At 40.1% G+C, this 24,127-nt stretch carries 18 protein-coding genes; 12 read left to right on the plus strand and 6 right to left on the minus strand.

The window, feature by feature from the left end; translation table 11 throughout:
* Positions 1-260: 260 nt before the first annotated feature.
* Complete coding sequence (locus tag HWV58_RS17715; protein ID WP_175635367.1) at positions 261-1,400, minus strand: sterol desaturase family protein; 1,140 nt, start codon at positions 1,398-1,400, stop codon at positions 261-263.
* A 202-nt stretch (positions 1,401-1,602) separates the two neighbouring features.
* On the opposite strand from HWV58_RS17715, the gene lpxK reads away from it, so the two are divergent.
* Genes lpxK through HWV58_RS17730 form a run of 3 tightly spaced genes read left to right on the plus strand, consistent with a single transcriptional unit; the run spans position 1,603 to position 5,462 of the window.
* Complete coding sequence (gene lpxK, locus HWV58_RS17720; protein ID WP_175635368.1) at positions 1,603-2,664, plus strand: tetraacyldisaccharide 4'-kinase; 1,062 nt, start codon at positions 1,603-1,605, stop codon at positions 2,662-2,664.
* Positions 2,636-3,451, plus strand: coding sequence for a purine-nucleoside phosphorylase (locus tag HWV58_RS17725; protein ID WP_166207296.1), 816 nt, complete (start codon positions 2,636-2,638; stop codon positions 3,449-3,451). Before lpxK ends, HWV58_RS17725 begins: the two co-directional genes overlap by 29 nt.
* Position 3,452: 1 nt before the next feature.
* Complete coding sequence (locus tag HWV58_RS17730; RefSeq protein ID WP_235972760.1) at positions 3,453-5,462, plus strand: putative porin; 2,010 nt, start codon at positions 3,453-3,455, stop codon at positions 5,460-5,462.
* Between the two features lie 79 nt (positions 5,463-5,541).
* On the opposite strand, the gene HWV58_RS17735 is transcribed toward HWV58_RS17730, so the two are convergent.
* Together HWV58_RS17735 and HWV58_RS17740 are read right to left on the minus strand one after the other, a co-directional pair.
* On the minus strand, positions 5,542-6,273 hold the full coding sequence (locus HWV58_RS17735; protein ID WP_175635369.1) for a porin family protein: 732 nt from the start codon (positions 6,271-6,273) through the stop codon (positions 5,542-5,544).
* A 286-nt stretch (positions 6,274-6,559) separates the two neighbouring features.
* Positions 6,560-7,741, minus strand: coding sequence for an asparagine synthetase B (locus tag HWV58_RS17740; RefSeq protein WP_175635500.1), 1,182 nt, complete (start codon positions 7,739-7,741; stop codon positions 6,560-6,562).
* A gap of 236 nt (positions 7,742-7,977) precedes the next feature.
* On the opposite strand from HWV58_RS17740, the gene HWV58_RS17745 reads away from it, so the two are divergent.
* Both HWV58_RS17745 and HWV58_RS17750 read left to right on the plus strand, forming a co-directional pair.
* Positions 7,978-8,439, plus strand: a complete 462-nt coding sequence (locus tag HWV58_RS17745; protein ID WP_175635370.1) for a peptidylprolyl isomerase — start codon at positions 7,978-7,980, stop codon at positions 8,437-8,439.
* Between the two features lie 137 nt (positions 8,440-8,576).
* Complete coding sequence (locus HWV58_RS17750) at positions 8,577-9,116, plus strand: DUF5606 family protein (protein ID WP_175635371.1); 540 nt, start codon at positions 8,577-8,579, stop codon at positions 9,114-9,116.
* Positions 9,117-9,368: 252 nt separating this feature from the next.
* On the opposite strand, the gene rlmH is transcribed toward HWV58_RS17750, so the two are convergent.
* A complete protein-coding gene (rlmH, locus tag HWV58_RS17755) occupies positions 9,369-9,842 on the minus strand; it encodes a 23S rRNA (pseudouridine(1915)-N(3))-methyltransferase RlmH (RefSeq protein WP_090501206.1) in 474 nt (157 codons plus the stop codon).
* Positions 9,843-9,884: 42 nt separating this feature from the next.
* Between rlmH and HWV58_RS17760 the strand changes: the two genes are divergently transcribed.
* Positions 9,885-11,699, plus strand: a complete 1,815-nt coding sequence (locus tag HWV58_RS17760) for a MutS-related protein (RefSeq protein ID WP_175635372.1) — start codon at positions 9,885-9,887, stop codon at positions 11,697-11,699.
* 11 nt (positions 11,700-11,710) lie between these two features.
* Here the strand turns inward: HWV58_RS17760 and HWV58_RS17765 are convergent, their stop codons facing one another.
* On the minus strand, positions 11,711-12,595 hold the full coding sequence (locus HWV58_RS17765) for an AraC family transcriptional regulator (RefSeq protein ID WP_175635373.1): 885 nt from the start codon (positions 12,593-12,595) through the stop codon (positions 11,711-11,713).
* 188 nt (positions 12,596-12,783) lie between these two features.
* On the opposite strand from HWV58_RS17765, the gene HWV58_RS17770 reads away from it, so the two are divergent.
* The 6 genes from HWV58_RS17770 to HWV58_RS17795 all read left to right on the plus strand — a co-directional run bounded on the left by HWV58_RS17770 (position 12,784) and on the right by HWV58_RS17795 (position 21,607).
* Positions 12,784-15,516 (plus strand): DUF1553 domain-containing protein, encoded by a 2,733-nt coding sequence (locus HWV58_RS17770; RefSeq protein WP_394354257.1) that lies wholly within the window; start codon positions 12,784-12,786, stop codon positions 15,514-15,516.
* A gap of 9 nt (positions 15,517-15,525) precedes the next feature.
* Positions 15,526-17,037, plus strand: a complete 1,512-nt coding sequence (locus HWV58_RS17775) for a DUF1501 domain-containing protein (RefSeq protein WP_175635375.1) — start codon at positions 15,526-15,528, stop codon at positions 17,035-17,037.
* A 212-nt stretch (positions 17,038-17,249) separates the two neighbouring features.
* Positions 17,250-18,182, plus strand: coding sequence for a sugar phosphate isomerase/epimerase family protein (locus tag HWV58_RS17780; protein WP_175635376.1), 933 nt, complete (start codon positions 17,250-17,252; stop codon positions 18,180-18,182).
* A 7-nt stretch (positions 18,183-18,189) separates the two neighbouring features.
* A complete protein-coding gene (locus HWV58_RS17785) occupies positions 18,190-19,584 on the plus strand; it encodes a c-type cytochrome domain-containing protein (protein ID WP_175635377.1) in 1,395 nt (464 codons plus the stop codon).
* Between the two features lie 103 nt (positions 19,585-19,687).
* The gene (locus HWV58_RS17790) at positions 19,688-21,025 is read left to right on the plus strand and encodes a GH1 family beta-glucosidase (protein ID WP_175635378.1); all 1,338 of its coding nucleotides are present in this window, start codon (positions 19,688-19,690) and stop codon (positions 21,023-21,025) included.
* Positions 21,026-21,136: 111 nt separating this feature from the next.
* Positions 21,137-21,607 (plus strand): putative signal transducing protein, encoded by a 471-nt coding sequence (locus tag HWV58_RS17795; RefSeq protein WP_175635379.1) that lies wholly within the window; start codon positions 21,137-21,139, stop codon positions 21,605-21,607.
* 107 nt (positions 21,608-21,714) lie between these two features.
* Here the strand turns inward: HWV58_RS17795 and HWV58_RS17800 are convergent, their stop codons facing one another.
* A complete protein-coding gene (locus tag HWV58_RS17800) occupies positions 21,715-23,997 on the minus strand; it encodes an aconitate hydratase (RefSeq protein ID WP_175635380.1) in 2,283 nt (760 codons plus the stop codon).
* Positions 23,998-24,127: the final 130 nt, after the last annotated feature.

The following is a 24,127-nucleotide window of genomic DNA, read 5'->3' on the forward strand; positions in this document are numbered from 1 at the left end:
CTTTAATGTATTGAGAAAAGCTATTTTTATCCTGAATGAAGTCAAATGTTTTTTTTAGGAGCCACTTTATGTTGCTCCCCAATTTGGTTCAAAGAAATTATACTCATTTCAATCTTATTGTTTAATAACTAAATATCGTCATAAATATTTGAATATCAAATATTTATGACGATAAGTTAATAGCATTGGTGAGGACACCAACCGCTAGCAGGTCTCTGGTGGTTGGTGTCTCCACCAACCACTTTAATCATCCAATAAGTTTACCTATCGCTACGCTCTTCCATATTCAGATCAGTATCGAAAGGGCTTTTGGTAAATGGGTAAATGGTTTGTTTCACAAATCCTTTTGGGTAAGCAGCTTCGTGCACGCCGGTTCCGGCAGGCCATTCCTTTCCAGGTAAATAATAGGTGCCAAACAGCATATCAATAAATGGAAATATCGATGCGAAATTATGTCCGTAATATTTAGGATCTTCGCAATGGTGCCAATGGTGATATTGAGGGGTGGTGAAGATGTATTTGAGTGGCCCGAAGTTAATTCGAGTGTTGGCGTGAATCAAAACCGCATGAATGGCAATAAAAATGATGTACACATTAAATACTGTTGACGAAAAACCCAGGATATACAACGGGATAAAAGTCATGGCGCGGGTAAAAAAGATATCGATAAAATGTGTTCGGCTTCCGGCCAGCCAATCCATGTTTTGGGTAGAATGGTGGATGGAATGAAAACGCCACAAAGCAACCCTGGTATGGAAAAAGCGATGTGCCCAATATTGAAATAAATCGGTACTGAAGAACGCCAGAAAAAGGGCCAGGGCAAAAGGCAAACTTTGAACCCAGGTATGGATTTTATCTAAACCCATCCAGCCGAAAAAGAGCACTGCGGGTTTTTGAGTTACAATGCCAAAAAACTGAATAAATAAATGGCTGATTACAAAATAGGTTAAATCGGTACGCCACTCTTCGTGAAACTTGGTCTGATTGGTGTTTTTGGGAAAAAACAACTCCAGCGGTACAAAAATGGCTACCATTAAGAGTAAATCCAAAATCATCCAGTCTAAACCAAAATGCCAGCTCGATTTGGCAACATCTCTGCCCTCAACGGTTACAGCGCCCAATAACACAGCGAAGGCAGCCAATAGAAAACCCGGCCAGCCCCACCTTAATTTTTTGCTTAAAATAATGCTTAATGCCGAAAAGAAGAAAGATGCAATTACCCCGCCAAGCATTAAAACCTCCATACTGTCTTTCGTGTAAATTTCACGGAATTCGGGTGTGGTAAGTTTCTCCGGATAATGAAAGCAGAGAATACCCAGTAATGCCAGAACAGCTAAAAATATAGAAATATAGCCACTAATCTGACCTTGACCAACTACTAAGCGTTTATTTGGAGACATGCGTTTATGTTTTGATAGGGAACAATTATAGTAAAAAAACATAAATTAATAGTCAAGACCCGAAGAAGTCAAGCGCTTCCATCAACCATTTTACATCTTCTTTCTAAGATATTCGTTCAAACCATTTCAGTTGCTTAACGGTTGCTTTATTGAGTAATGCCTTTCTTTTTTAAATAATCAGTATTTTTGAATCCACGACACTATGCTAGTTAATTATTTACGCCTTCTGCTCCTTCCTTTTTCATTTATTTATGGAATGGCTGTTGTTCTCCGGAAAAAGCTGTACGATTGGGGAATCATGCGCAGTGTATCGTTCGATCTGCCTGTAATTTGTGTTGGTAACCTGGCTGTTGGTGGCTCTGGAAAAACACCGACAACAGAATACCTTCTGAGGTTGCTGTCAGGTTATAAAGTTGCTATTTTAAGCCGGGGATATGGTCGTAAAACCAAAGGCTTTATCCTGGCCGATGCTAGTGCTACAGCCGAAACAATAGGCGACGAGCCTTTGCAATACTATCAGAAATTTAAAGAAGTTACAGTAGCCGTTTGCGAAGACCGGGTGGCAGGGGTAAAGCAATTGCAAAACGATCACGATGTAATTATTCTGGATGATGCTTTTCAACACCGGGCAATAAGAGCAGGTTTTAATATTCTGCTTTTCGAATTCAGGAAACTGGGCACTTTGCAGTTTTTATTGCCGGCCGGAAATCTAAGGGATGTTTTTGCTTCGCGCAAAAGGGCTGATGTGCTTTTGGTTACCAAGTCCCCGGTACCGCTCCTGCATGTGGCGCAGCAGGCATCTATAAACGAATTACAACCTGATAACAACCAGCCGGTCTTGCATGCTTATTTAAAGTATGGCCAGCTGCAACACCTGTACCGGGAAGAAAGCAGGCCGCTCGATTCGATTAAGGATTTTGAGGTTTTCCTGCTAACAGGTATCGCCAATCCAGAACCCTTAATAGAAGAGCTCCAGAAATATACCCAAAGCATTAAACACGAAGCATTCAGGGATCATTACGCCTTTAAGCATACCGATATCAGTAAGTTAAAAACAGCTTTTGAAGCAGAAATAAAAAAAGAAAAAATCATCATCACAACAGAAAAGGATAGCAAACGTTTAAGAGCTACCGGATTTGAAGATTTACTGGTAAATTTACCCGTATATTATTTACCCATTGAGGTTGAATTATTTGAAGAAGATAAGATTACCTTTGACGAACTCATTTTAAATTATGTTAAGAGCAATAGAAGAAACCGTTGAATATATAAAACGTAAAACAGAGAATTTTAAACCGGAGATAGGCATTGTTTTAGGTACAGGGCTCGGCGGGCTGGTTAAAGATATCGAAGTCGAGCATCAGCTTATGTATTCTAATATCCCGAATTTCCCGATTTCTACGCTTGAATTTCACAGCGGAAAGCTTATTTTCGGAACTTTAAACGGAAAGAAAATTGTGGCTATGCAAGGTCGTTTGCACTATTACGAAGGTTATAGTATGCAGCAAATTACTTTTCCGGTGCGAGTAATGAAAGGCTTAGGCATCGAAAACCTGATTGTTTCTAACGCTGCCGGTTCATTAAACCCTGAGTTTAAGAAAGGTGATTTAATGATTATAGAAGATCATATTAACCTGCAACCCGATAATCCGCTAAGAGGCTTGATTGAAAGCGAACTGGGACCGCGTTTTCCGGATATGAGCCAGCCATATAAACGTTCTATTATTGCCAAAGCTTTAGAAATAGCCAAAAATGTTGATGTAAAATGCCACAAAGGTGTTTACGTAGCTGTTTCTGGTCCTAATTTAGAAACCAAGGCTGAATATAAATACCTGCGTTTAATTGGTGCCGATGCTGTGGGCATGAGCACTGTACCCGAAGTTATTGTAGCCAACCATGCCGGTTTGCCTGTTTTTGCCATTTCCGTATTAACGGATGAGGGATTTCCGGAAGATTTACAACCTTTTAACCTTGACGAAATTTTAGAGGCTGCAGCTAAGGCCGAGCCTAAAATGACCGAAATTTTAACCCGCTTAATTGCCGAACTGTAAGATGCGTAATATTGTTCAGATCTGTTTTTTGATTATCGTGCTCATGGGCATCAACAAAGCCTTTGCACAAGATTTAAAAACAAGTGTTGGTACCAATAAAGAACTCGATTCGGTTAGAAAAAAGCTGGATGGGGGTAAGGATTCGGTAGTTTTTACGGCAAAATACATTCGTTTTACTAAGCTATCTTTAACCAAAGATAGTATTGTGCTGTTGCCACTCGATACCTCTACCACCAATATCCAGAATTATAGTCCGCTTTTACAACCTACACACCCCACCATTAGCAATGGTAATATGGGACTTTCGGCCAGGCCTTTATTGTTCGAACCGAGCAAGCGCATTGGTTTCGATGTGGGTTTCCATTCGCTCGATTATTATGCCTTAACGCCCGAAGATATTATTTACTATCAGGCTCGAACGCCTTTTACAAGCTTATATTTTGTAAGCGCGGGTCAAAAGGAGCAACTTTTTAGGGCTATTCACACCCAAAATATTAAACGAAACTGGAATGTTGGGGTAAATTTTAACCGTGGCGACTCCAAGGGTTTTTATGCGAGGCAGCGTGGCGATAACTTAAATGTAGCGGTGTTTTCGTGGTATCAATCGCCTAGCAAACGTTATAACATGTGGGCTTCGGCAATTTTTAATACCATGCGTGGTTACGAGAATGGATCGGTAACTTCTGCCAAACAGATATTTAATCCCGATTATTCTACCATTAGCAGGGAGGCCGAACCAGTAAATCTGTCATCAGCCCGGAATATTTATAAGAAAAATACCCTGTTTTTAAAGCAGACTTATTATGTGGGCCGTATCGATACCTCTGCCAATGCGAATAATGCAGTTTTACCAACCAATAAGCTTACCCATACTTTTGAATACAATACCAATACCTACGATTTTTTAAAGAATGAAACTGATGTAAATAATGTGCTGCCTCCGGGAATTGCCAGTACTACCTTTACAAACGATTCGACCCGTGTGCTGCATGTTAAAAATGAGTTTATTTACAGTTTCTTCCTGCGACCTAAAAATTCGTCGGTAATTAAGAATGAGCTAAAGGTAGATGCGGGGATCAGGCACGATTATTATAAACATGAATTTCTGGGGCTTAAATTAGATGGTACCAGCTATGAGCAAAGCCGGGCTTATTACCAGAATATTACGGTTTTGGGTGCTGCGGGTTACCGATTTTCTACCAATGTCGATTTTAATTTAGACTTACAGCAAATCCTGCAAGGCGAAAATGCCGGCGATTATCTGTATGAGGCCAAAAGTAAAATCCTTTTGGGTAAAACCATTGGCCGGATAGAACTTGGAGCTTATGCACAAAACCAGAGTCCATCAGCAATTTACGATTATTACCACGGTAACCACTACAAATGGACCAATAACGATTTTAAGAATACCAAAATCCTGAATCTCTCTTTCAATTACATTAACGATAAGTACGACCTTACCGCAGGGGCAAAATACTTCTTAACCAGTAATTACCTGTATTTTGCTGCCGACCACAGTAACGGTACAACGGCTATCCTGCCTAAACAGGCTACAGCAGATATCAGCTTAATCAGAATCGATGTATTAAAGAAATGGCGCTTTGGTAAGTTTGCGTTAGAAAACTATGTGGCCTACCAAAAAACCGATAAAAATGCTGTTTTAAGAACACCGGAGATTTATACCTACAACAGTATTTATTTCAATAATACCTTCTTTAAAGTGTTGAAGGCAAATATCGGATTCGATGTTCGCTACAATTCGGAGTATGCAAACTATTTGTACTCGCCGGCTACTGCACAGTTTTATATTGATGAGGATAATCCGGTTAATTTACAGTCGAAACCAATTGTTGATGTGTTTTTTAAAGCAAATTTAAGAAGAGCAAATATCTTTGTTAAATATGATTTCGTAAACCAGGGGCTTTTCCAGAAGGGATACTTTACTGTTAACCGCTATCCGATGCAGGATGCCTTGCTTAAATTTGGGGTGAGCTGGAATTTTTACGATTAGGCATTCAATCAAAAAGCATAAAAAAACCTTCCCGATTTTACACCGGGAAGGTTTTTGTTTTTCATAGGTATGTTATTGCTTAGAAAGAATAACCTACTGTAAATCCTAACACACGATTGGTAAATTTATTGCTGTTCGCTTGTCTGTCTTTTGGAGTTAAATCAGATAAACCTAAACCATAGTTAGCACCTACCAAGAAACCTGCTGAAGTACGATAAGTTAAGCCAAAGTTTGCACCAAAATCAATAGAGCTCTGATCTTTATCGTTTGCGCTACCAAAGCTTAAATCCCTGTCGTTACTGCTGGTACTGGTTACACTCGAATTGGTGTTGTTATTTACAGTAGTAGTTGTGGTATTTCCTTTGTTTTTACCAGAAATGTTAAATCCAATATACGGACCGGCACTAATTTGCACTGCACCAGCATCGCCTGTTGGAATATTAAATACCGCATTAACCGGTACTTCAATAGCCATTACATTTGTTTTTACTGATGAAGTAGTAGTTGTAGTAGTAGCGCCTACAGTTGCAGAACTGGTGCCTTCAAATTTTACACCTTTATTTTGCAATGAAATTCCGGGCTGGATAAAAAAGTTGTTAGCCACACCAAAATCTCCGAAAGCGGTAACATTATAGCCAAGATTGTTTTTAGCATTGTCATTGTAGATAGATTCATTATCTCCACTTGAATGAATTTTAGCTAAGTTAACTCCTGCCTTAATACCAAATCTTGAAGTAGTACCTGTAGTTGATTGTGCGAAAGCACCTGTTGCTAATAAAATAACCGATGCACTTAATAATAACTTTTTCATAATATTTTTCTTTTAGAAAGATCTTGTTTAAAAAATTTCAGGCTTTAAACCTGTTGTTAATTACAAGCCTCATTTCCAAAAGCTGTGCCAAAGTATCAAGCGTGTTACAAATCGGATTGTAATGTGTTGGTTTACAGTAGTGTATTTGTGCCGAATTGGTATTATTACGGTATAGCTTTGCGCAAGAGATTTTTGTTCCTTATTGTATACATAACAGGAATATAGGGTTAAAGCCAGGTAGTTTTAAGCCTAAAATGAATAATGCCAGAAATGATTTTAGCAGAAATTAAGTTTTTTGTGGTTTCTTTTTAGCTGCAGGAAAAAGTACGTTGTTTAAAATAAGGCGATAGCCAGGTGAATTTGGATGCAGGTTTAAATCTGTTGGCGGATCGCCTACCGCATGCTGGTAATCTTCCGGATCGTGGCCACCATAAAAGGTAAACTGGCCTTTACCAATTTCGCCATGGAGGTAACGTACCTCGGCAGCACCTTTATTTTCACCCAACACTGTTACACTCGTTTTAACCAGGCTCTTTTTAAAAGCAGTGGTTTGACCCATAAAACCTTTAATTACTTTGTCGTGGTCTTGTGTAAGCATGGTTGGTACCAAATCCCACTTGGCCGAAAAATCGAAAAGTGTGAAGTAATCGTTGGTTTGGTTCAAAGTGCGTGTTTGGGTAACATCAATATCCGAAAATTCATAATTCATGGGGTTGTTATCGAGCCTGAAATTCTGAAAGGCAAGTGTTTTATTGAAATCAAGTTTAGATTGTGCATTTGGGTCAGCAGCATCGCCATCAAACATCTGGGCACAAATATCCACGCCTTCGGCGGCCAGCGCGATATCAAAACTATCGGTACCCGAGCACATGGCAAACAGGAAACCGCCACCTGCACAGTACTCTTTTATGTGTTTGGCTACCGCAAGTTTCATTTCCGATACCTTTTTAAAACCCATGCGTTTGGCCAAAGTCTCCTGGTTTTTTACATCCTCCTGGTACCAGGTAGCATACCTGAAATTAGCCCAGAAACGACCATATTGACCTGTAAAATCTTCGTGGTGCAGGTGTAGCCAATCGTACTTGCTTAGCTTATCCTGCAAAATATCATCATCGTATATTACATCGTACGGAATTTCGGCATAGGTTAAAACCAAGGTAACGGCATCATCCCATGGCAATTTGCTTTTAGGTGAGTAAACAGCAATTTTTGGCGTTTTCTCCAGCTTTACCATTTCCATGTTTACCGAAGGATCGCTGATTTCGTTTAACAAACTAACCACTTTTCCATCGGCCATTACTTCGTACGATACGCCTCTTATTTTCAGTTCGTCTTCTACGGCTTTATTATATTTGATTAGAAAACTACCTCCACGGTAATTTAGAAGCCAATCTACCTCAACTTGTTTACTGATGGTCCAATACGCTATACCATAGGCTTTAAGGTGGTTCTTCTGGTCTTCATCCATATAAATTAACAACGATGAAGCCTTAAGCCCCAAAGAACAGAGCAGACAGATGAGGAGGATATAATATTTCTTTGTCAAAACTGATTTACTTAAAATACTAAAATACCTCATTTATACTGGATAGAAAAATTTAATGGTGTTATAAGTTATACAATTTTGTTATTTTTGCCCTCTACTTAAAAGATACTTCGTTCTTTTTAAGTAGAGAGATTTAAAAAATTAGTACCGATATTAAGATGAGTAAAGCAATAATAAAAACAGAAAAAGGCGATATGACCGTAGAATTCTACGATAACGATGCGCCAAAAGCCGTTGCAAACTTTAAAAAATTAGCTAAAGAAGGCTTTTATGATGGAGTAACTTTTCACCGTGTAATTCCGAACTTTGTGGTTCAGGGTGGATGTCCGAATTCAAAAGATCCCGCTACTGCACATTTAGCTGGTACTGGTGGTCCGGGTTACAAAATTGATTGCGAATTAGATGGCGATAACCAATATCACGATCGTGGTGTTTTATCAATGGCACATGCTGGCCGTAACACTGGTGGTTCGCAGTTTTTTATCTGCCACAGCAGAACAAACACTGCACACTTAGACCGTAACCATACTTGTTTTGGTAAAGTTGTAGAAAACGTAGATCTTGTTGATGATATCCGTCAAGGAGATAAGATTTTGAACATTGAAGTTTTAGAAGATTAAGAAAGCAAAGTGCTAAGGGCTTTGAGCATAGCGCTCTTTGCACTTCGCACCAGGCAAATGATAACGCGATAGGCGTACGGCGAACAGGCGTTTTGTAACGCTTCACGCTAACCGCTAGCCGCCTAACACATACATATATGAACTTAAGAGGAATTGTTGCCGTATCTGGCAGACCTGGTTTATTTAAACTGGTTGGACAAAATAAAGTAGGTTACATTTTGGAGAGCTTAGATGCACAAAAAACTAAAATTGTAGCCAACATCACTAATACAAAATTAGCTTCATTAGAAGATATTACTGTATATGGTGAAGATGAAGAAATTAAACTGGCCGATATTTTTGCGAAAATTGCGGCTAAAGGAAGCACACCTGATTTAAAAGGCGATCTACGTGCTTACTTTCTTGAAGTAGCCCCAGGCCACGATCAGGAGAAAGTATATGCTTCTGATATGAAGAAAATTATTACCTGGTATAACTTGCTTAAAGATCTTCCTTTGTTTACAGAAGAAGCTCCTGAAACACCAGGAACCCCTGCAGAAGTTAAATTAGCTGAAGAAAAAACAGCTGATAAAAAAGTAAAAGCTACAGGCACCAAGGCAGCAGCCAGTGCAAAAGCAACTACGAAAACTTCGGCTCCGGCTAAAAAAGCAAATATGACCAGCAAAAAAGGCGTTTAAGCTTTTATTGCAAAGGTATCGGAAACACCAGGCATTTTGTCTGGTGTTTTTTTATACGCTTAACCGAAATACCAAATCAAGCCGCCAATAAGCAGCGAAATGAGAATGCTGATCCATAAATATTTATTGCTGCCGCTCTGGTTGCTTTTGTACCTGTATTCCCTTTTATATTTGTCTAGTAACATCGTTTCTTTTATTTAATGATGATTTTTATTTCCTTTTTCCATAGTTCACATTATCCATATTTCCATTTTAAGCATGATGATAGGGTTCCCCTTTCAAAATACTAAATCCACGGTAAAGTTGCTCTACAAAAAATAACCTGATCATCTGGTGCGAAAAAGTCATATCCGATAAGGAGATTAAACCATTAGCCCTTTTGTAAATACTTTCGTCGAACCCGTAAGGACCGCCAATAATAAAAATTAAATGTTGAACACTACCAATCATCTGTTTGTTTAAATAATTGGAAAACTCAACCGACGAATATTTCTTTCCCTTCTCATCCAGTAAAATCACCATGTCGCCATTGTTGATTTGTTTGTGCAATAGCTCGGCTTCTTTGGCTTTTTGCTGCGCCTCGCTTAGGTTCTTTACATTTTTTACATCAGGTATAGCCAGAAAACTGAAGTTAATATAGTGTTTTAAGCGATTAATGTATTTATCAATCCCCTCTATTAAATATTTATCTTCGGTTTTGCCAATGGCGATCAGTGTAATCTTCATTTAATATTTTCCCTATCTTTAGAATTTCGAGATTCAAATATAATGTTAAAATTACAAGCACAGATCATATCGGGTTATAGTGAAAAAATTAAACAGGTTACTGAGGGTATAAATCAGACCAAAAAATTAATCGATAAGCTTTCTCTGGTTCGGGTTGCTTTGTTCCTGGCCGAGATCTTGTTTTTTGTTTTGCTGGTACGCTCTGCCGATGACGGCTTTCGTACATTGATACAAATTACCTTACTGTTGCCGGTATTTGCTTTTGCTTACGTAGTGCGCAAACAAAGTAAACTGGATCTCGAAATCGATTACAAAAAACAGCTTTTATGGGTTTACCAGAACGAATGGAATATTTTAAATAACATAGAAAATGGTTACGACCATGGTACAGCATTCGAATCTGAAATTCACCCTCATACTTCTGATCTCGATATTTTTGGAAAAGCATCTTTATTTGCATTGTTAAACCGTTGCAGCACTAAAAATGGTAACGATGTGCTGGCGAAAAGACTGGCAGAGAAATCGGCACGTGATATCATCTTAAGCCGACAGGAAGCCGTAAAAGAAATTACAGCTAAAATTGATGAGACCTACAGTTTCAGAGCCAATTTGCATGGTTACGATCCAGGTAAAATAGAGCAAATTAAAATGCAGCTAAAGCTACAGCTGGGTGCCCAACTGGAATTTGTAAAAGGCAAATTTTTGCGTTTGTACGTTAAGCTGGTGCCCTTTGTTACTGTTGGTTTAATTTTGGCTGCTATTTTAGTCAGTGCTGCCTTTTGGAAAGTGCTGGCACTGGTTTTTGTAATCCATACGGGTTGGAATGTATTGCTTAGCGCAAAAATTAATAAGGTATTTTATAGTTTTGGTGGTAGTTCTGGCTTATTAAATGGTTATGCCAGCGCTATCTTGTGGACGGAAAAACAAAACTGGAAGAGCCCTTATATTTTAAATTTATTCGATTCGCGCATTCCGGTAAGTCAGGAAATTAAAAGCCTGTCTAAAATTATCCAGAACTTTGATGCCCGGTTGAATATTCTCGTGGGAGGCATTCTAAATGCACTTTTACTGTGGGATTTAAAATGTTGCATAAATCTCGATATCTGGTACAAATCTTCCTCAAAAGATGTAATTGCTGCGCTAAACCACTTAGGCGATTTTGAGGAATTAATTTCGCTGGCTACGGTTGCTTATAACCAGTCAGATTGGGTTTTTCCGGCATTAACTGAACAGTTTACTTTAAAAACCGAACAAATTGGGCATCCGCTCATCCGCCGCGAACTTAGGGTGGATAATGATTTTCATGTAAGCGAAAACCCAACTGTTGATATTGTAACCGGTTCGAACATGGCCGGCAAAAGTACTTTTTTACGTACCCTGGGCATAAATATGGTTTTAGCCTATTCGGGTGCGCCGGTTTGTGCCAAAAGCCTCGAATTATCTGTTTTTTCGATTAATACCTATATGCGGATTAAAGATTCGCTGAATGAAAGTACTTCGACTTTTAAAGCTGAGCTAAACCGCCTGAAAATGATTTTAGAAAATGTGGTTCGCGATAAAGATACTTTGGTGCTGATTGATGAAATGTTGCGGGGAACCAACAGCCGCGATAAATATCTGGGGTCGAAAGTTTTTGTTGAGAAACTGATTGCTGAAAAAACGCCTGCATTGTTTGCTACGCACGATTTGCAGCTGGCAGATTTGATTAACGATTACCCGGCTACCGTACGCAACTTTCATTTCGATATCCAGATCACCAACGGAGAAATGAAATTTGATTACCTGCTGAAACATGGCCCCTGCAAAACTTTTAATGCCGCTATTTTACTGAAGCAGATTGGACTGACTTTGGATTAATTTATGGAAGATCAATTAAACCTATTATCACGGTATTGCTTTGGCGAAATCCCCATGATATTCGAAAAAAGCCGGCTAAAATAATAAGGATCGTTTATACCGATTTTCTGTGCAATTTCATTAATTCTGAGGTTAGTGAAAAGCAGGTATTGAGTGGTTTTCTGGATTTTAAGCTGGTTAAAATAATCGATTGGAGAAGTTCCCGTTTTCTTTTTAAATATAGCTGATAAGTAAGAAGGAGAAAGGTAAACTGCTAAGGCTATTTCTTTTAAACTAAGTGTTTTTTCAATATTGTTTCGCATAAAATCAATAACCTCCTCAACTTTGTCGGTTTCTACTGTTTTATCGCTGGCTATATGTTTATCTGCATAAATAAATTCGGCAATGTACTGGTGAAAGCACAAATTGGCATAAATTATATTTTCACGGCTAAATCCTCTTTCTAACCGGTTGTAAATGGTGTTGAACAGTACATTTCGTTCTTCGCCAAAACCTGCATAACCTTTGTAATTATCCAGCTGGGCTATCAATTGATCTGCGCCGGTACCAAAAAAGTGAACCCAATATATTGTCCATGGCATAATGCCATCTGCCTGGTACACATGGGCAGTTTTTTTGGGAATGAGGATGTAGTTACCAGCTTCAATCCTGTAGTTGATGTTGTTAATCTCGATATTGCCTTTCCCATCAAAACAATACAATAAAATGTGCTGCTCGGCTCCATTCGCCCTTTTTCTGTAATGATAAGATGCTTTTGGGTAATAACCAATGTGGGTAATGTATAGGTTGCTAACTATTTCATTCCCTATGCATTGCTTTAAAATCACATTTCTCGGAATAATAATGGCTTTTTGTGATTCAAAACCATCTTTTTTTTTAAGCGGCTGTGTTGTCATATTTGGTTTTGCATAAAACAAAAGTAATATAATCCATCTTTTACGCAAAAAAATGCATTTTAGTCTCCTGTATTTTTATTGACCTTTGGTTTACACAATGATTTAGAATTAAGAGTTTAGCCAGGTAAACCGGATTGAATAAATGATATCTGCTAAAAGCTGCTTTAATTTATACTAACCAAATGTTATTGAAAAGGAAAATATTATTTGCCTCCGGCTTTGCAGTAGTTGCTGTAGCGCTGGTTGCTTTTTCACTTTTTTCTTCGGAAAAGGAAATCGATTTTAATACGCAAGTTAAGCCCATCCTGAATAAAAAATGTATTTCGTGCCATGGCGGTGTTAAACAGCAGGGTGGTTTTAGTGTGTTGTTCAGAGACGAAGCTTTGGCCAATACCAAAAGTGGCAAACCGGCCATCATTCCAGGCAATCCAGATGATAGTGAGTTTATAAAGCGCCTTAAATCTAACGATCCCGAAGAAAGAATGCCGTATAAGCATCCCGCTTTAAATAATGAGGAAATAGATATTCTTAGCAGCTGGGTTAAACAAGGAGCAAAATGGGGGAATCATTGGGCCTATGTTAGTGTAAAACCAACCGAAGTACCAGATGTAGATAACGATTGGGTGCGCAACGATTTAGATAAATTTATTTTTGCCAAACTGGAAGAAAATAAGCTGAAGCCGGCTAAAACTGCTGATAAGGCTACTTTGCTCAGAAGGGTGAGTTTAGATTTAATTGGTACCTATCCATCAGATAAACTGGCGAAATTTTACCTGAATAGTAAAGATGAACAAAAAGCCTACAATGTTTTAGTAGATAGTTTACTGGCATCGCCCAAATTTGGCGAACGCTGGGCTTCTATGTGGCTGGATATTGCCCGGTACGCCGATACAAAAGGCTATGAGAGCGATCCTAACCGCAATATCTGGAGCTACCGTGATTGGGTAATTAAGGCTTATAATGCCGATATGCCTTACGATAAGTTTATTACCGATCAGATTGCAGGCGATTTATTTCCAAATCCAACAGACGCCCAGTACATCGCTACAGCATTTAGCCGTAATACCCCTACAAACGATGAAGGGGGAACAAATAATGAAGAATTTAGAACAGCAGCAGTGCTGGATCGGGTAAATGCCACCTGGGAAGGATTAATGAGTACTACTTTTTCTTGTGTGCAGTGTCATAGCCATCCGTACGATCCTTTTAAGCACGATGAATATTATAAATTCATGTCGTATTTTAACAATACGCGGGATGAAGATGTGTCGGCAGAATATCCATTACTTAAGAATTTTAACGACAGTCTTACAAATGAACTTAATCATTTAACCAGCTGGGTTAAAAATGTAGCTGGTAAAGAACGGGCCGATGAGGTAGCATTATTTTTAAAAACTGGTCAGCCGACCATAAACTCTACAACAGCCGATGAGTTGGTGAATTCGGTAATTGGTAATCACAACATTGCACTGTTCTTTAAAAACAGTTCATCTGCGAGGTTAAAATCGGTTAATCTTCAAAATGTTGATCAACTGATATTGCGTTACAATTGCAGCAAACCAAATGGCACCATGAGCCTGCATTTAGGTTCGCCTAACGGGCCGGCTATAAAATCGTGGAAAGTAGCGCAGACCAAAGGTTATGAAAATATAACGGTCGATTTCCCTAAGCAAAGTGGGGTAAAAGATGTGTATCTAAAATATAGCAATCCATCGGTAAAAAATCCGGATGAGTTTATGGTGTATTTCGACTGGTTTTACTTTACCAAACAGTTTCCCGGAAAAGGTAATCCAGATTATTTAGCTAAGAAAAAGACCTTTACCGATTTGATGAATGCTCAGGTATCAACAACGCCTGTTATGGTAGAAAACCCACTAAGCATGCAGCGTAAAAACTATGTGTTTGAGCGTGGTGCCTGGACATCTAAAGGTAAAGAAGTAAAAGTTGGCGTACCCAATTCTTTAGCTTTTGCGATGCCCAAAAATGCACCCGATAATAGAATGGGGCTTGCCATGTGGCTTACCGATAAGCGAAATCCGCTGGTATCGAGAACCATGGTAAACCGCTTATGGGAACAGCTATATGGTGCAGGTTTGGTAGAAACCTTAGAAGATATGGGCACGCAGGGTATGACACCAACCCACCAGGAGCTGCTTGATTTTATGGCCTATCAGTTTATGCACCAACACCATTGGAGCGTTAAAAAGATGCTTAAAGAAATGGTGATGATGGCTACTTACCGTCAGGATAGTAAAGTAACCGAAGAAGTAAAGGAAAAAGACCTGTTTAATAAGTTTTATGCCCGTGGTTCGAGGGTGAGGCTGAGTGCCGAGCAGATCAGAGACCAAAGTTTAGCCGTTTGCGGGGTTCTAAGTAATAAAATGTATGGTCCGCCGGTAATGCCGTGGCAACCCGAAGGCATATGGTTTTCGCCATACAATGGGGCAAAATGGCAAACTAGTGGAGGCGAAGATCAATACCGACGAGGAATCTACACTTATTGGAAGCGTACTGCGCCATATCCTTCATCTATTGCTTTCGATGGCGCATCCAGAGTAGTCTGCAGTCCAAGGCGTATTCGCACCAATACACCTTTGCAGGCATTGGTTACCCTAAACGACAGCGTTTATATTGATTTAGCCAGAAAATTGGCCTTGCGTATGGAAAAAGTAGGAGGGAATTCTAATGCAGCTAAAATTTCGAAGGCATATGAGTTAATGCTGTATAAATCTATTCCTCAAAACAGGTTGAAAGTATTTGAAGAATTATATGCAAAAGCTCTTGTAGCCTTTAAAAACAATGCTTCAAATGCATCAGCATTTATGGGCGATAAACAAAAGAAATTTAAACCAGAAGAGGCAGCAATGGTTTTAGTGGCGAATGCCATGTTAAACCTGGACGAGGTAGTTACCAAAAATTAAGCGACGGTTATGACAAGAGATGAGCTAAATGCACACAGATTAATTAAGGAAGCACATGAGGCCAATGCCCGCCTGCATTCGCGACGACATTTTTTAAAAGAAAGTGCCATGGGCTTAGGTGCCCTTGCGATGGGCTCGTTGTTAGGTAGTTGTGGCAATCTTTTTTCAAGTCCGCAAACCAAAATTGCTTACGATCCGGCACATCCGCTATTGCCAAAATCGCCGCCATTGGTAGGTAAGGCAAAGAGCGTAATTTACCTGCACATGGCAGGTGCGCCATCACAGTTGGAGTTATTCGATTTTAAACCCGAATTAATGAAAATGGATGGTCAGGATTGTCCGCCTTCGTTACTGGCTGGTAAGAAATTTGCCTTTATTACCGGTGTGCCCAAAATGCTGGGGCCACAGGCCAATTTTGCCAAACACGGGCAATCAGGCGCATTGGTGAGCGATAACCTGCCACATTTTTCTACGATGGTAGATGATGTGAGCTTTTTAAAAGCGGTAAAAACCGATCAGTTTAATCACGCACCAGCACAACTATTGGTGCATACCGGATCGCCACGTTTAGGCCGGCCGAGTATGGGCAGTTGGGTAACTTATGGATTAGGTTCCGAAAATCAGAATTTACCTGGTTACGTAGTGCTTACCAGCGGAGGAAGTTTCCCCGATGCCGGAAAAAGTGTTTGGGGCAGTGGTTTTTTACCTTCCGTTTACCAGGGTGTACAATGCCGGAGCGAGGGCGATCCCGTGCTTTTTATCAAAGATCCGGACGGCATGAACCGCGATTTGCGCAAAGCCTCTATCGATGCCATTAACAAAGCCAACGAACAACAATATCAGGAATATAACGACCCCGAAATTTTATCGCGGATAGCCCAATACGAAATGGCTTACCGCATGCAGATTTCGGCACCTGATGTGATGAATATCAACGATGAGCCTGCCTATATTCACGAAATGTATGGTACACAGCCTGGCAAATCGTGCTTTGCCAATAACGTGTTGCTGGCACGTAAACTGGTAGAAAAAGGGGTTCGCTACATTCAGCTGTTCGATTGGGGTTGGGATGCGCATGGCGATAATCCGAATAACTCGCTCAATATTGGGCTCAAAAACAAGTGCAGAAGCATTGACAGGCCAATTACCGCTTTATTACTCGATTTAAAACAGCGTGGTCTTTTAGAAGAAACCCTCGTGGTTTGGGGTGGCGAATTCGGCCGTACACCAATGATGGAAAACCGGAATGGTATACAAAATCCGTTTAAAGGAAGAGATCACCACACCGAAGCCTTTACCATCTGGATGGCCGGTGGCGGTGTAAAAAAAGGATTTACACACGGCGAAACCGACGAAATTGGCTATAGCGCCATTAGTGGAAAAGTTGATGCTTTTGATATTCAGGCTACCATTTTAAATCAACTAGGCTTTAACCACGAACAATTTACTTACCCATTCCAGGGGCGTCCGTTCAGGCTAACTGATGTGGGTGGTAAGGTAATCTCGGAGATTGTAGCTTAAAGTGTAATCAATAATCAAAACCAGTTAACAGTTAACAATTTGCAGTTAGCAATTATCAATAACCCATGAATCAATAGATAGACTGCTCATTCTTACAGTAGCTCTCCAGTTCGAACTTAGGGATTGGGTATAAACCAATGACTAATGAACTATTGAACCAATGAACCATTGACGATTGAACGAATGAACCAACGATAATGAACCAATAAAATATGTCTCAAACCAGAAGAAAATTTTTACAAAACACAGCCGTTGTAACGGCAGCCTCATTTTTGGCACCAATTAATAATATCAATGCAAGTGACATTACACATGTAAAAGCAAAAGCAGGCTACCAGTTATTGTTTATGCAAACCGATTGGGGCTTTGAAGGTACAAGAGATGAGTTTTGTGCAGCGGCGAAAAAAGAAGGTTACGATGGCATTGAGGTGTGGTGGCCGGGTGAAGCCAACGCAGTTAAAGAACTTTTCGATGCGGTAAAAAAACATAAATTAGAAGTTGGATTCTTATGTGCCGGATCGCAATCGAATATTAAAGAGCATTTTGCTTCTTTTAAAAGTAGTTTAGATGCAATATGTGCCAATACCGATCAAAAGCCGGTGTATATCAATTGCCACTCGGGTAAAGATTATTTTAGCTACGAAGAAAATAAGCAGATTATTGATTATGTAACCGCCAAAAGGAAGTCTTCGGGGATTCCCATTTACCACGAAACACACCGTGGCAGAATGATGTTTGCGGCACCTATTGCTAAGAATTTCGCCGATAAAAATCCGGAGGTTAGGTTTACCTTAGATATTTCGCACTGGTGTAATGTGCACGAAAGTTTATTGTCAGATCAAAAACAAACCATCGATTTCATTTTAGAAAAAACAGATCATATCCATTCCAGGGTAGGGCATCCCGAAGGGCCGCAAGTTAACGATCCGCGGGCACCCGAGTGGACTAAAGTATTGGAAGCCCACCTGGCCTGGTGGGACAAGGTAATTGCGCGCAAAAAGCAAAATGGAGAGCGCATGACGATACTAACCGAATTTGGTCCTGCAGATTACATGCCTACCTTGCCTTATACCCGCCAGCCTGTTGCCGATCAATGGGCAATAAATGTGCACATGATGAATTTATTAAGAAAGAGATACCAATAATTAAAAGATGTTAGAGTTTTTCGGCCGCTTTCACCCTGTTTTTGTACATCTTCCAATCGGTATATTACTGCTTGCCTGTATTTGTATCATTTTGTCGTTTTGGACAAGATTTACCAGCTTAAAATCTGCACTCCCCATCATGCTTTTACTGGGCATGCTTAGTGCAATTGTTTCCTGTCTTACCGGATATTCTTTAGCCAATGGCGGAGATTATGACGGCAAACTGGTGAGTAACCACCAATGGATGGGGATCAGTGTGGCAGTTTTATCGCTCATCCTGCTAGTGATCTATCAAAAAGTAAAATCTAATGTGATATTAGGGAGCTTTAGTGGCATTTTAATTATCCTGATTTCTATTACCGGGCATTTGGGAGGCTCGTTAACCCATGGTGCCGATTATTTAACCGCACCATTAAAATCAGACGGTGCGAAGGGTGGTGCAGCAATTCCACCGATTGCCAATGTTCAGGAGGCTTTTGTTTATCAGAATGCCGTTCAGCCGCTTTTAAAAAGCCGTTGTTACAGTTGTCATGGAAGCGAAAAACAAAAAGGGAAATTACGTCTCGATCAGGAAGTATTTATTCTAAAAGGTGGCGAAGACGGGCATACATTGATAAAAGGCATTGCCGATGAAAGTGAATTGATTAAAAGGTTGTTGCTTCCTATCACGCATGAAGATCACATGGCACCAAAAGAGAAACCTCAACTAACACCAAACGAAGTTGCTCTATTAAAATGGTGGATTGATAATGGTGCTGATTTTAAGAAGAAATTTAAAGAATTGCCACAGCCCGAAATCATCAAACCTGTTTTGGCTGCTTTACAAAAAGGTGAAACGGTAAGCGGAGAAGCTAAAGCCAGTGAAATTCCATCGGAAGAAGTGAGCGCAGTTGATGAGAAGGTATTACGGCAGTTTACCAGTTTGGGTATCTCGGTTTTTCCGGTTGCGCAAAATACCAATTATTTATCGGCTAACTTTGTCAACGCAGTTTCGATGGGTAAAGAGGTTCAGGATTTAATCAAATCGATAAAAAAACAGCTAACCTGGCTTAAGCTGGAAAACGGAAAGGTTACCGATCAAACACTCGAGGTAATTAAAGATTGTAAAAACTTAACCCGGCTGAGTTTAAACTATACGGCAATTACCGATGCCGGATTGGCGAAGCTTAAAGATTTAGATCAGTTGCAATCGCTTAGTCTGGTAGGTACAAAGGTTACAGCCAATGGTATTGATCAGCTTAAAAAACTTAAAAATCTGAAGTTTTTATATTTGTACCAAACCAATGTAAAGAAGGCCGATTTATTGAAAATAAAGAAACTATTACCCAAAGTAAGTTTAGATACCGGTAATTACAAACTGCCAATGCTGGCGCAAGACACTGCGGTTGTAAAAGCGCCATAAGGATGTACTGTTTTGGTAAGAAATAGGTTAAAATAACTATTAGCCTGACAATTAATGATTTGTTAATATTAAACTTGCAACTTATGGCAATTAATGGATAACAATGATTAAGGCAAGTGATTTTGGTCCGAAATTTACCTGGGGTGTGGCTGCAGCTGCCGCGCAAATCGAAGGCGCAACAAGCCAGTATGGCAAAGGCCCTTCCATATGGGATACTTTCGCTGCAAAAAACGGCAAAATTAAAAGGAACCATAAATTAGATCCTGCCTGCGATTTTTACCATCGGTATGAAGAAGATATTGCACTGGTAAAGCTGCTTGGCTTTAAAGTGTTCAGGTTCTCTATTGCCTGGTCGAGGATTTTGCCGCAGGGAAGGGGAGAGGTAAATCAGGAAGGAATCCGCTTTTACCATAACCTGATCGATGAGTGCCATACCCAGGGCATTACACCTTATGTTACCCTTTATCACTGGGACTTGCCTCAGGCACTTGAAGATGAAGGAGGCTGGACGAGTTTTAGCATTAATGCAGCCTTTAACGCTTTTGTGAGCATTTGTGCGCTGGAATATGGCGATAAAGTAAAAAACTGGATTGTATTGAACGAACCTTTCGGCTATACCTCTTTGGGCTACATGCTGGGCGTACATGCTCCCGGTAAAACAGGCTTGAGCAATTTCTTTCCGGCGGTTTTGCATACAGCGCTGGCGCAAGCCGAAGGCGGAAAAATTTTACGTGCCGAGGTGGCTAAAGCCAATATTGGCACTACCTATTCCTGCTCCGAAATACTGCCTTACACCCAAAGCGATAATGATATACTGGCTGCTAAACGCGTAGATTGTTTAATGAACCGTTTATTTGTCGAACCTACTCAGGGCATGGGTTTCCCAACGGCCGATTGGGATGTACTCGAGAAATTTCAGATGGAATATGGTACCTGGCGATTGCAGGACAGGATGAAGTTTGACTTCGATTTTATCGGCCTGCAAAATTATTTTCCTTTAACCGTAAAATACAATGCCTTTATTCCGGTAATACAAGCCTGGGAAGTGAAAGCAAAAGGCAGGAAAAAGCCACACACCGCTATGGGCTGGGAAATAAATCCCCACAGCTTTTACAATATTATTAAGCAGTTTGCCAGCTATCCCAATATCAAAAATATAATGATCACCGAAAACGGTGCGGCTTATCATGATAAACTAACCAATGGAAACGTTGTAGACGCAGAGCGGATCGACTATTTTAAGCTATACTTAGGTGCTTTATTAAAGGCTAAGAACGAGGGTATCAATATAACCGGTTATATGGCCTGGACATTAATGGATAATTTCGAATGGGCTGAAGGTTTTAATGCACGGTTTGGCCTGGTTTATACCGATTTTCATACTTTGAAACGAACTATTAAGTATTCTGGCTATTGGTGGCAGGAGTTTTTAAAAGCCTAAATTTCCCCGGGGGTCTGCTAAGGTATTATTACTAAGCTTTTCGGTAACAAATTTTGAAAATCTATATCTTAATAAGGATTTTATATTTTTGCTAACCAGAAAGCTCAATCCATGAACGACAGAACTATAGTTTACAGCACCTATTATAACCCCATAGAAGCCAATATTATCAAAGCCAGATTAGAAGATAGTGGGTTTGCCTGCTTCCTTGCCGATGAGAATGTGGCTACACTAAACCCTTTATATAATCAGGCCATTGGTGGCGTTAAGTTAATCGTTTTCGAAAACGATGTTGAAGCCATTAACGATTTGCTTGTTGACGATCAGACTACACTTTTTGAACCAGATGATGAAACTTTTGCTGATAGCGATGAAGAAGAAAATGAGATTGCTTGTATGCAATGTGGGTCTAAAAATGTAGGTTATGGAATGGCAACAGATAAAAAATATAGTGTATGGGCCACCATATTAGCTTTTTTAACACTAACCACTCCCATTAAAGCCAATAAGTGTTACCACTGTTACGATTGTGGTTATGAGTTTAAAGAGCCGCTGGTAAACGGAGAAGAGTACAAACCTTAAAAGGAATAATTTAACAAGGCCTTTAAAATAAAATCCCGTTCTGATTTAACAAAACGGGATTGATATTATACATCCAGACTTCGGACTACTGACTCCGGACTTTAAGACTATTGAAGCGCAGCTTTTGCAGCAGCCTCAGCTCTGATAATGTTCAACGCGCCACCAGCTTTAAACCAGTCTATTTGTTGGGCATTATAGCTGTGGTTAACAGGAAACTGTTCTGTAGTACCATCTGCATGGTGTAATACCAGGGTTAATGGTTTATCAGGAGCAAACTCAGTTAAGCCTAAAATATCGATGGTATCATCTTCTAAGATTTTATCGTAATCATCTTTATCGGCAAAAGTTAAGCCCAGCATACCTTGTTTTTTAAGGTTGGTTTCGTGGATACGGGCAAAAGATTTAACCAGTACTGCACGAACGCCTAAATGGCGTGGCTCCATCGCTGCGTGCTCGCGCGATGATCCTTCACCATAGTTTTCGTCACCCACAACAATCGAACCTAAGCCAGCAGCTTTGTAATCGCGCTGCGTTGCCGGCACAGGGCCGTACTCTCCGGTCAGTTCGTTTTTAACGGTATCGGTTTTATCGTTGAAGTAGTTTACCGCACCAATTAACATGTTGTTAGAAATATTATCCAGGTGACCACGGAATTTTAACCACGGACCAGCCATCGAAATGTGATCGGTTGTACATTTTCCTTTGGCTTTAATTAATAATTTTAGGCCTTTAAGGTCAGTGCCTTCCCAAGGAGCAAACGGATCTAACAATTGTAAGCGGTGAGAAGTAGGAGAAACCAAAACCTGTACCTTTGAACCATCAGCAGCCGGAGCCTGGAAACCTGCATCCTCTACCGCGAAACCTTTAGTAGGCAATTCGTAACCGGTAGGCGGGTCTAATTTAACCTGCTCGCCTTTATCGTTTGTTAAAGTATCGGTTAAAGGATTGAATCCTAAATTACCCGAGATTGCGATGGCAGCAACCATTTCTGGCGAAGCTACAAAAGCATAGGTATTTGGGTTTCCATCGGCGCGTTTAGCAAAGTTTCTGTTAAACGAGTGTACAATGGTATTTTTTTCTGCTTTCTCTGCACCAGTACGGTCCCACATACCAATACATGGTCCGCAGGCGTTGGTAAAGATCGTCGCATTTAAATCTTCGAAAGTTTTTAAATAGCCGTCGCGGTCTGCAGTGTAACGTACCTGCTCAGAACCGGGGTTAATACCAAATTCGGCTTTGGTTACCAAACCTTTTGCAATGGCCTGGTTGGCAATAGATGCTGCCCTCGATAAATCTTCGTAAGAAGAGTTGGTACAAGAACCAATTAAGCCCCATTCTACTTTTAATGGCCAGCCGTTTTTCTCTGCTTCGGTTTTCATTTGCGAAACGGGAGTAGCTAAATCTGGTGTGAAAGGACCATTTAAGTAAGGTTCTAAAGTATCTAAATCGATCTCAATAACCTGATCGAAATAATTTTCAGGATCAGCATAAACTTCATCATCACCGGTTAGGTAAGCCGCGATTTTGTTGGCTTCATCGGCTACTTCATTTCTGCCTGTAGCGCGTAAATAACGCTCCATGCTTTCATCGTAACCAAAAGTAGAAGTGGTTGCACCGATTTCAGCTCCCATGTTACAAATGGTGCCCTTGCCGGTACAGCTCATTGAAGTAGCACCATCGCCAAAATATTCAACAATTGCACCTGTACCACCTTTAACAGTTAAAATACCGGCAACTTTAAGAATCACATCTTTGGCAGCAGTCCAGCCGTTTAATTTACCGGTTAACTTTACTCCAATTAACTTAGGGAATTTTAGTTCCCATGGTAGTCCAGCCATAACATCGCAGGCATCAGCACCACCAACACCAATGGCAACCATACCTAAACCACCTGCGTTTACCGTATGCGAGTCGGTACCAATCATCATTCCACCCGGGAAAGCATAATTTTCTAAAACAACCTGGTGGATAATACCAGCTCCGGGGTTCCAGAAACCGATGCCATATTTGTTGGAAACAGATGATAAGAAATCAAAAACTTCTGCACTCTCCGTTTTGGCATGAGGTAAATCTATTGCAGCACCTTCTTTAGCCGTAATTAAGTGATCACAGTGAACCGTAGAGGGAACAGCAACCTGCGGACGGCCAGCCTGCATAAACTGCAATAAAGCCATCTGTGCGGTAGCATCTTGCATCGCTACGCGGTCTGGAGCAAAATCTACGTAGTCGGTACCACGTTTAAACGCCGTTTTAGGATCTCCATCCCAAAGGTGTGCATACAATATTTTTTCAGATAAGGTTAAAGGTCTGCCAACAACTTTACGCGCAGCCTCAACGCGGCTGCCAAAGTTTGCATAAACCTTTTTAATCATGTCTATATCAAAAGCCATACTTTAATTTTTTATAATTAGTGTCAATAAGGTACTATCTAAATTAAACAATTTTAAACACACTTATTTTTGAGATTTGTCATAATGTGTTATTTAAAACCATTCTATGCAACTATTTGCACAAAGGAAA

The organism is Pedobacter ghigonis, assembly GCF_903166585.1.
In the GTDB taxonomy this organism is placed as follows: domain Bacteria; phylum Bacteroidota; class Bacteroidia; order Sphingobacteriales; family Sphingobacteriaceae; genus Pedobacter; species Pedobacter ghigonis.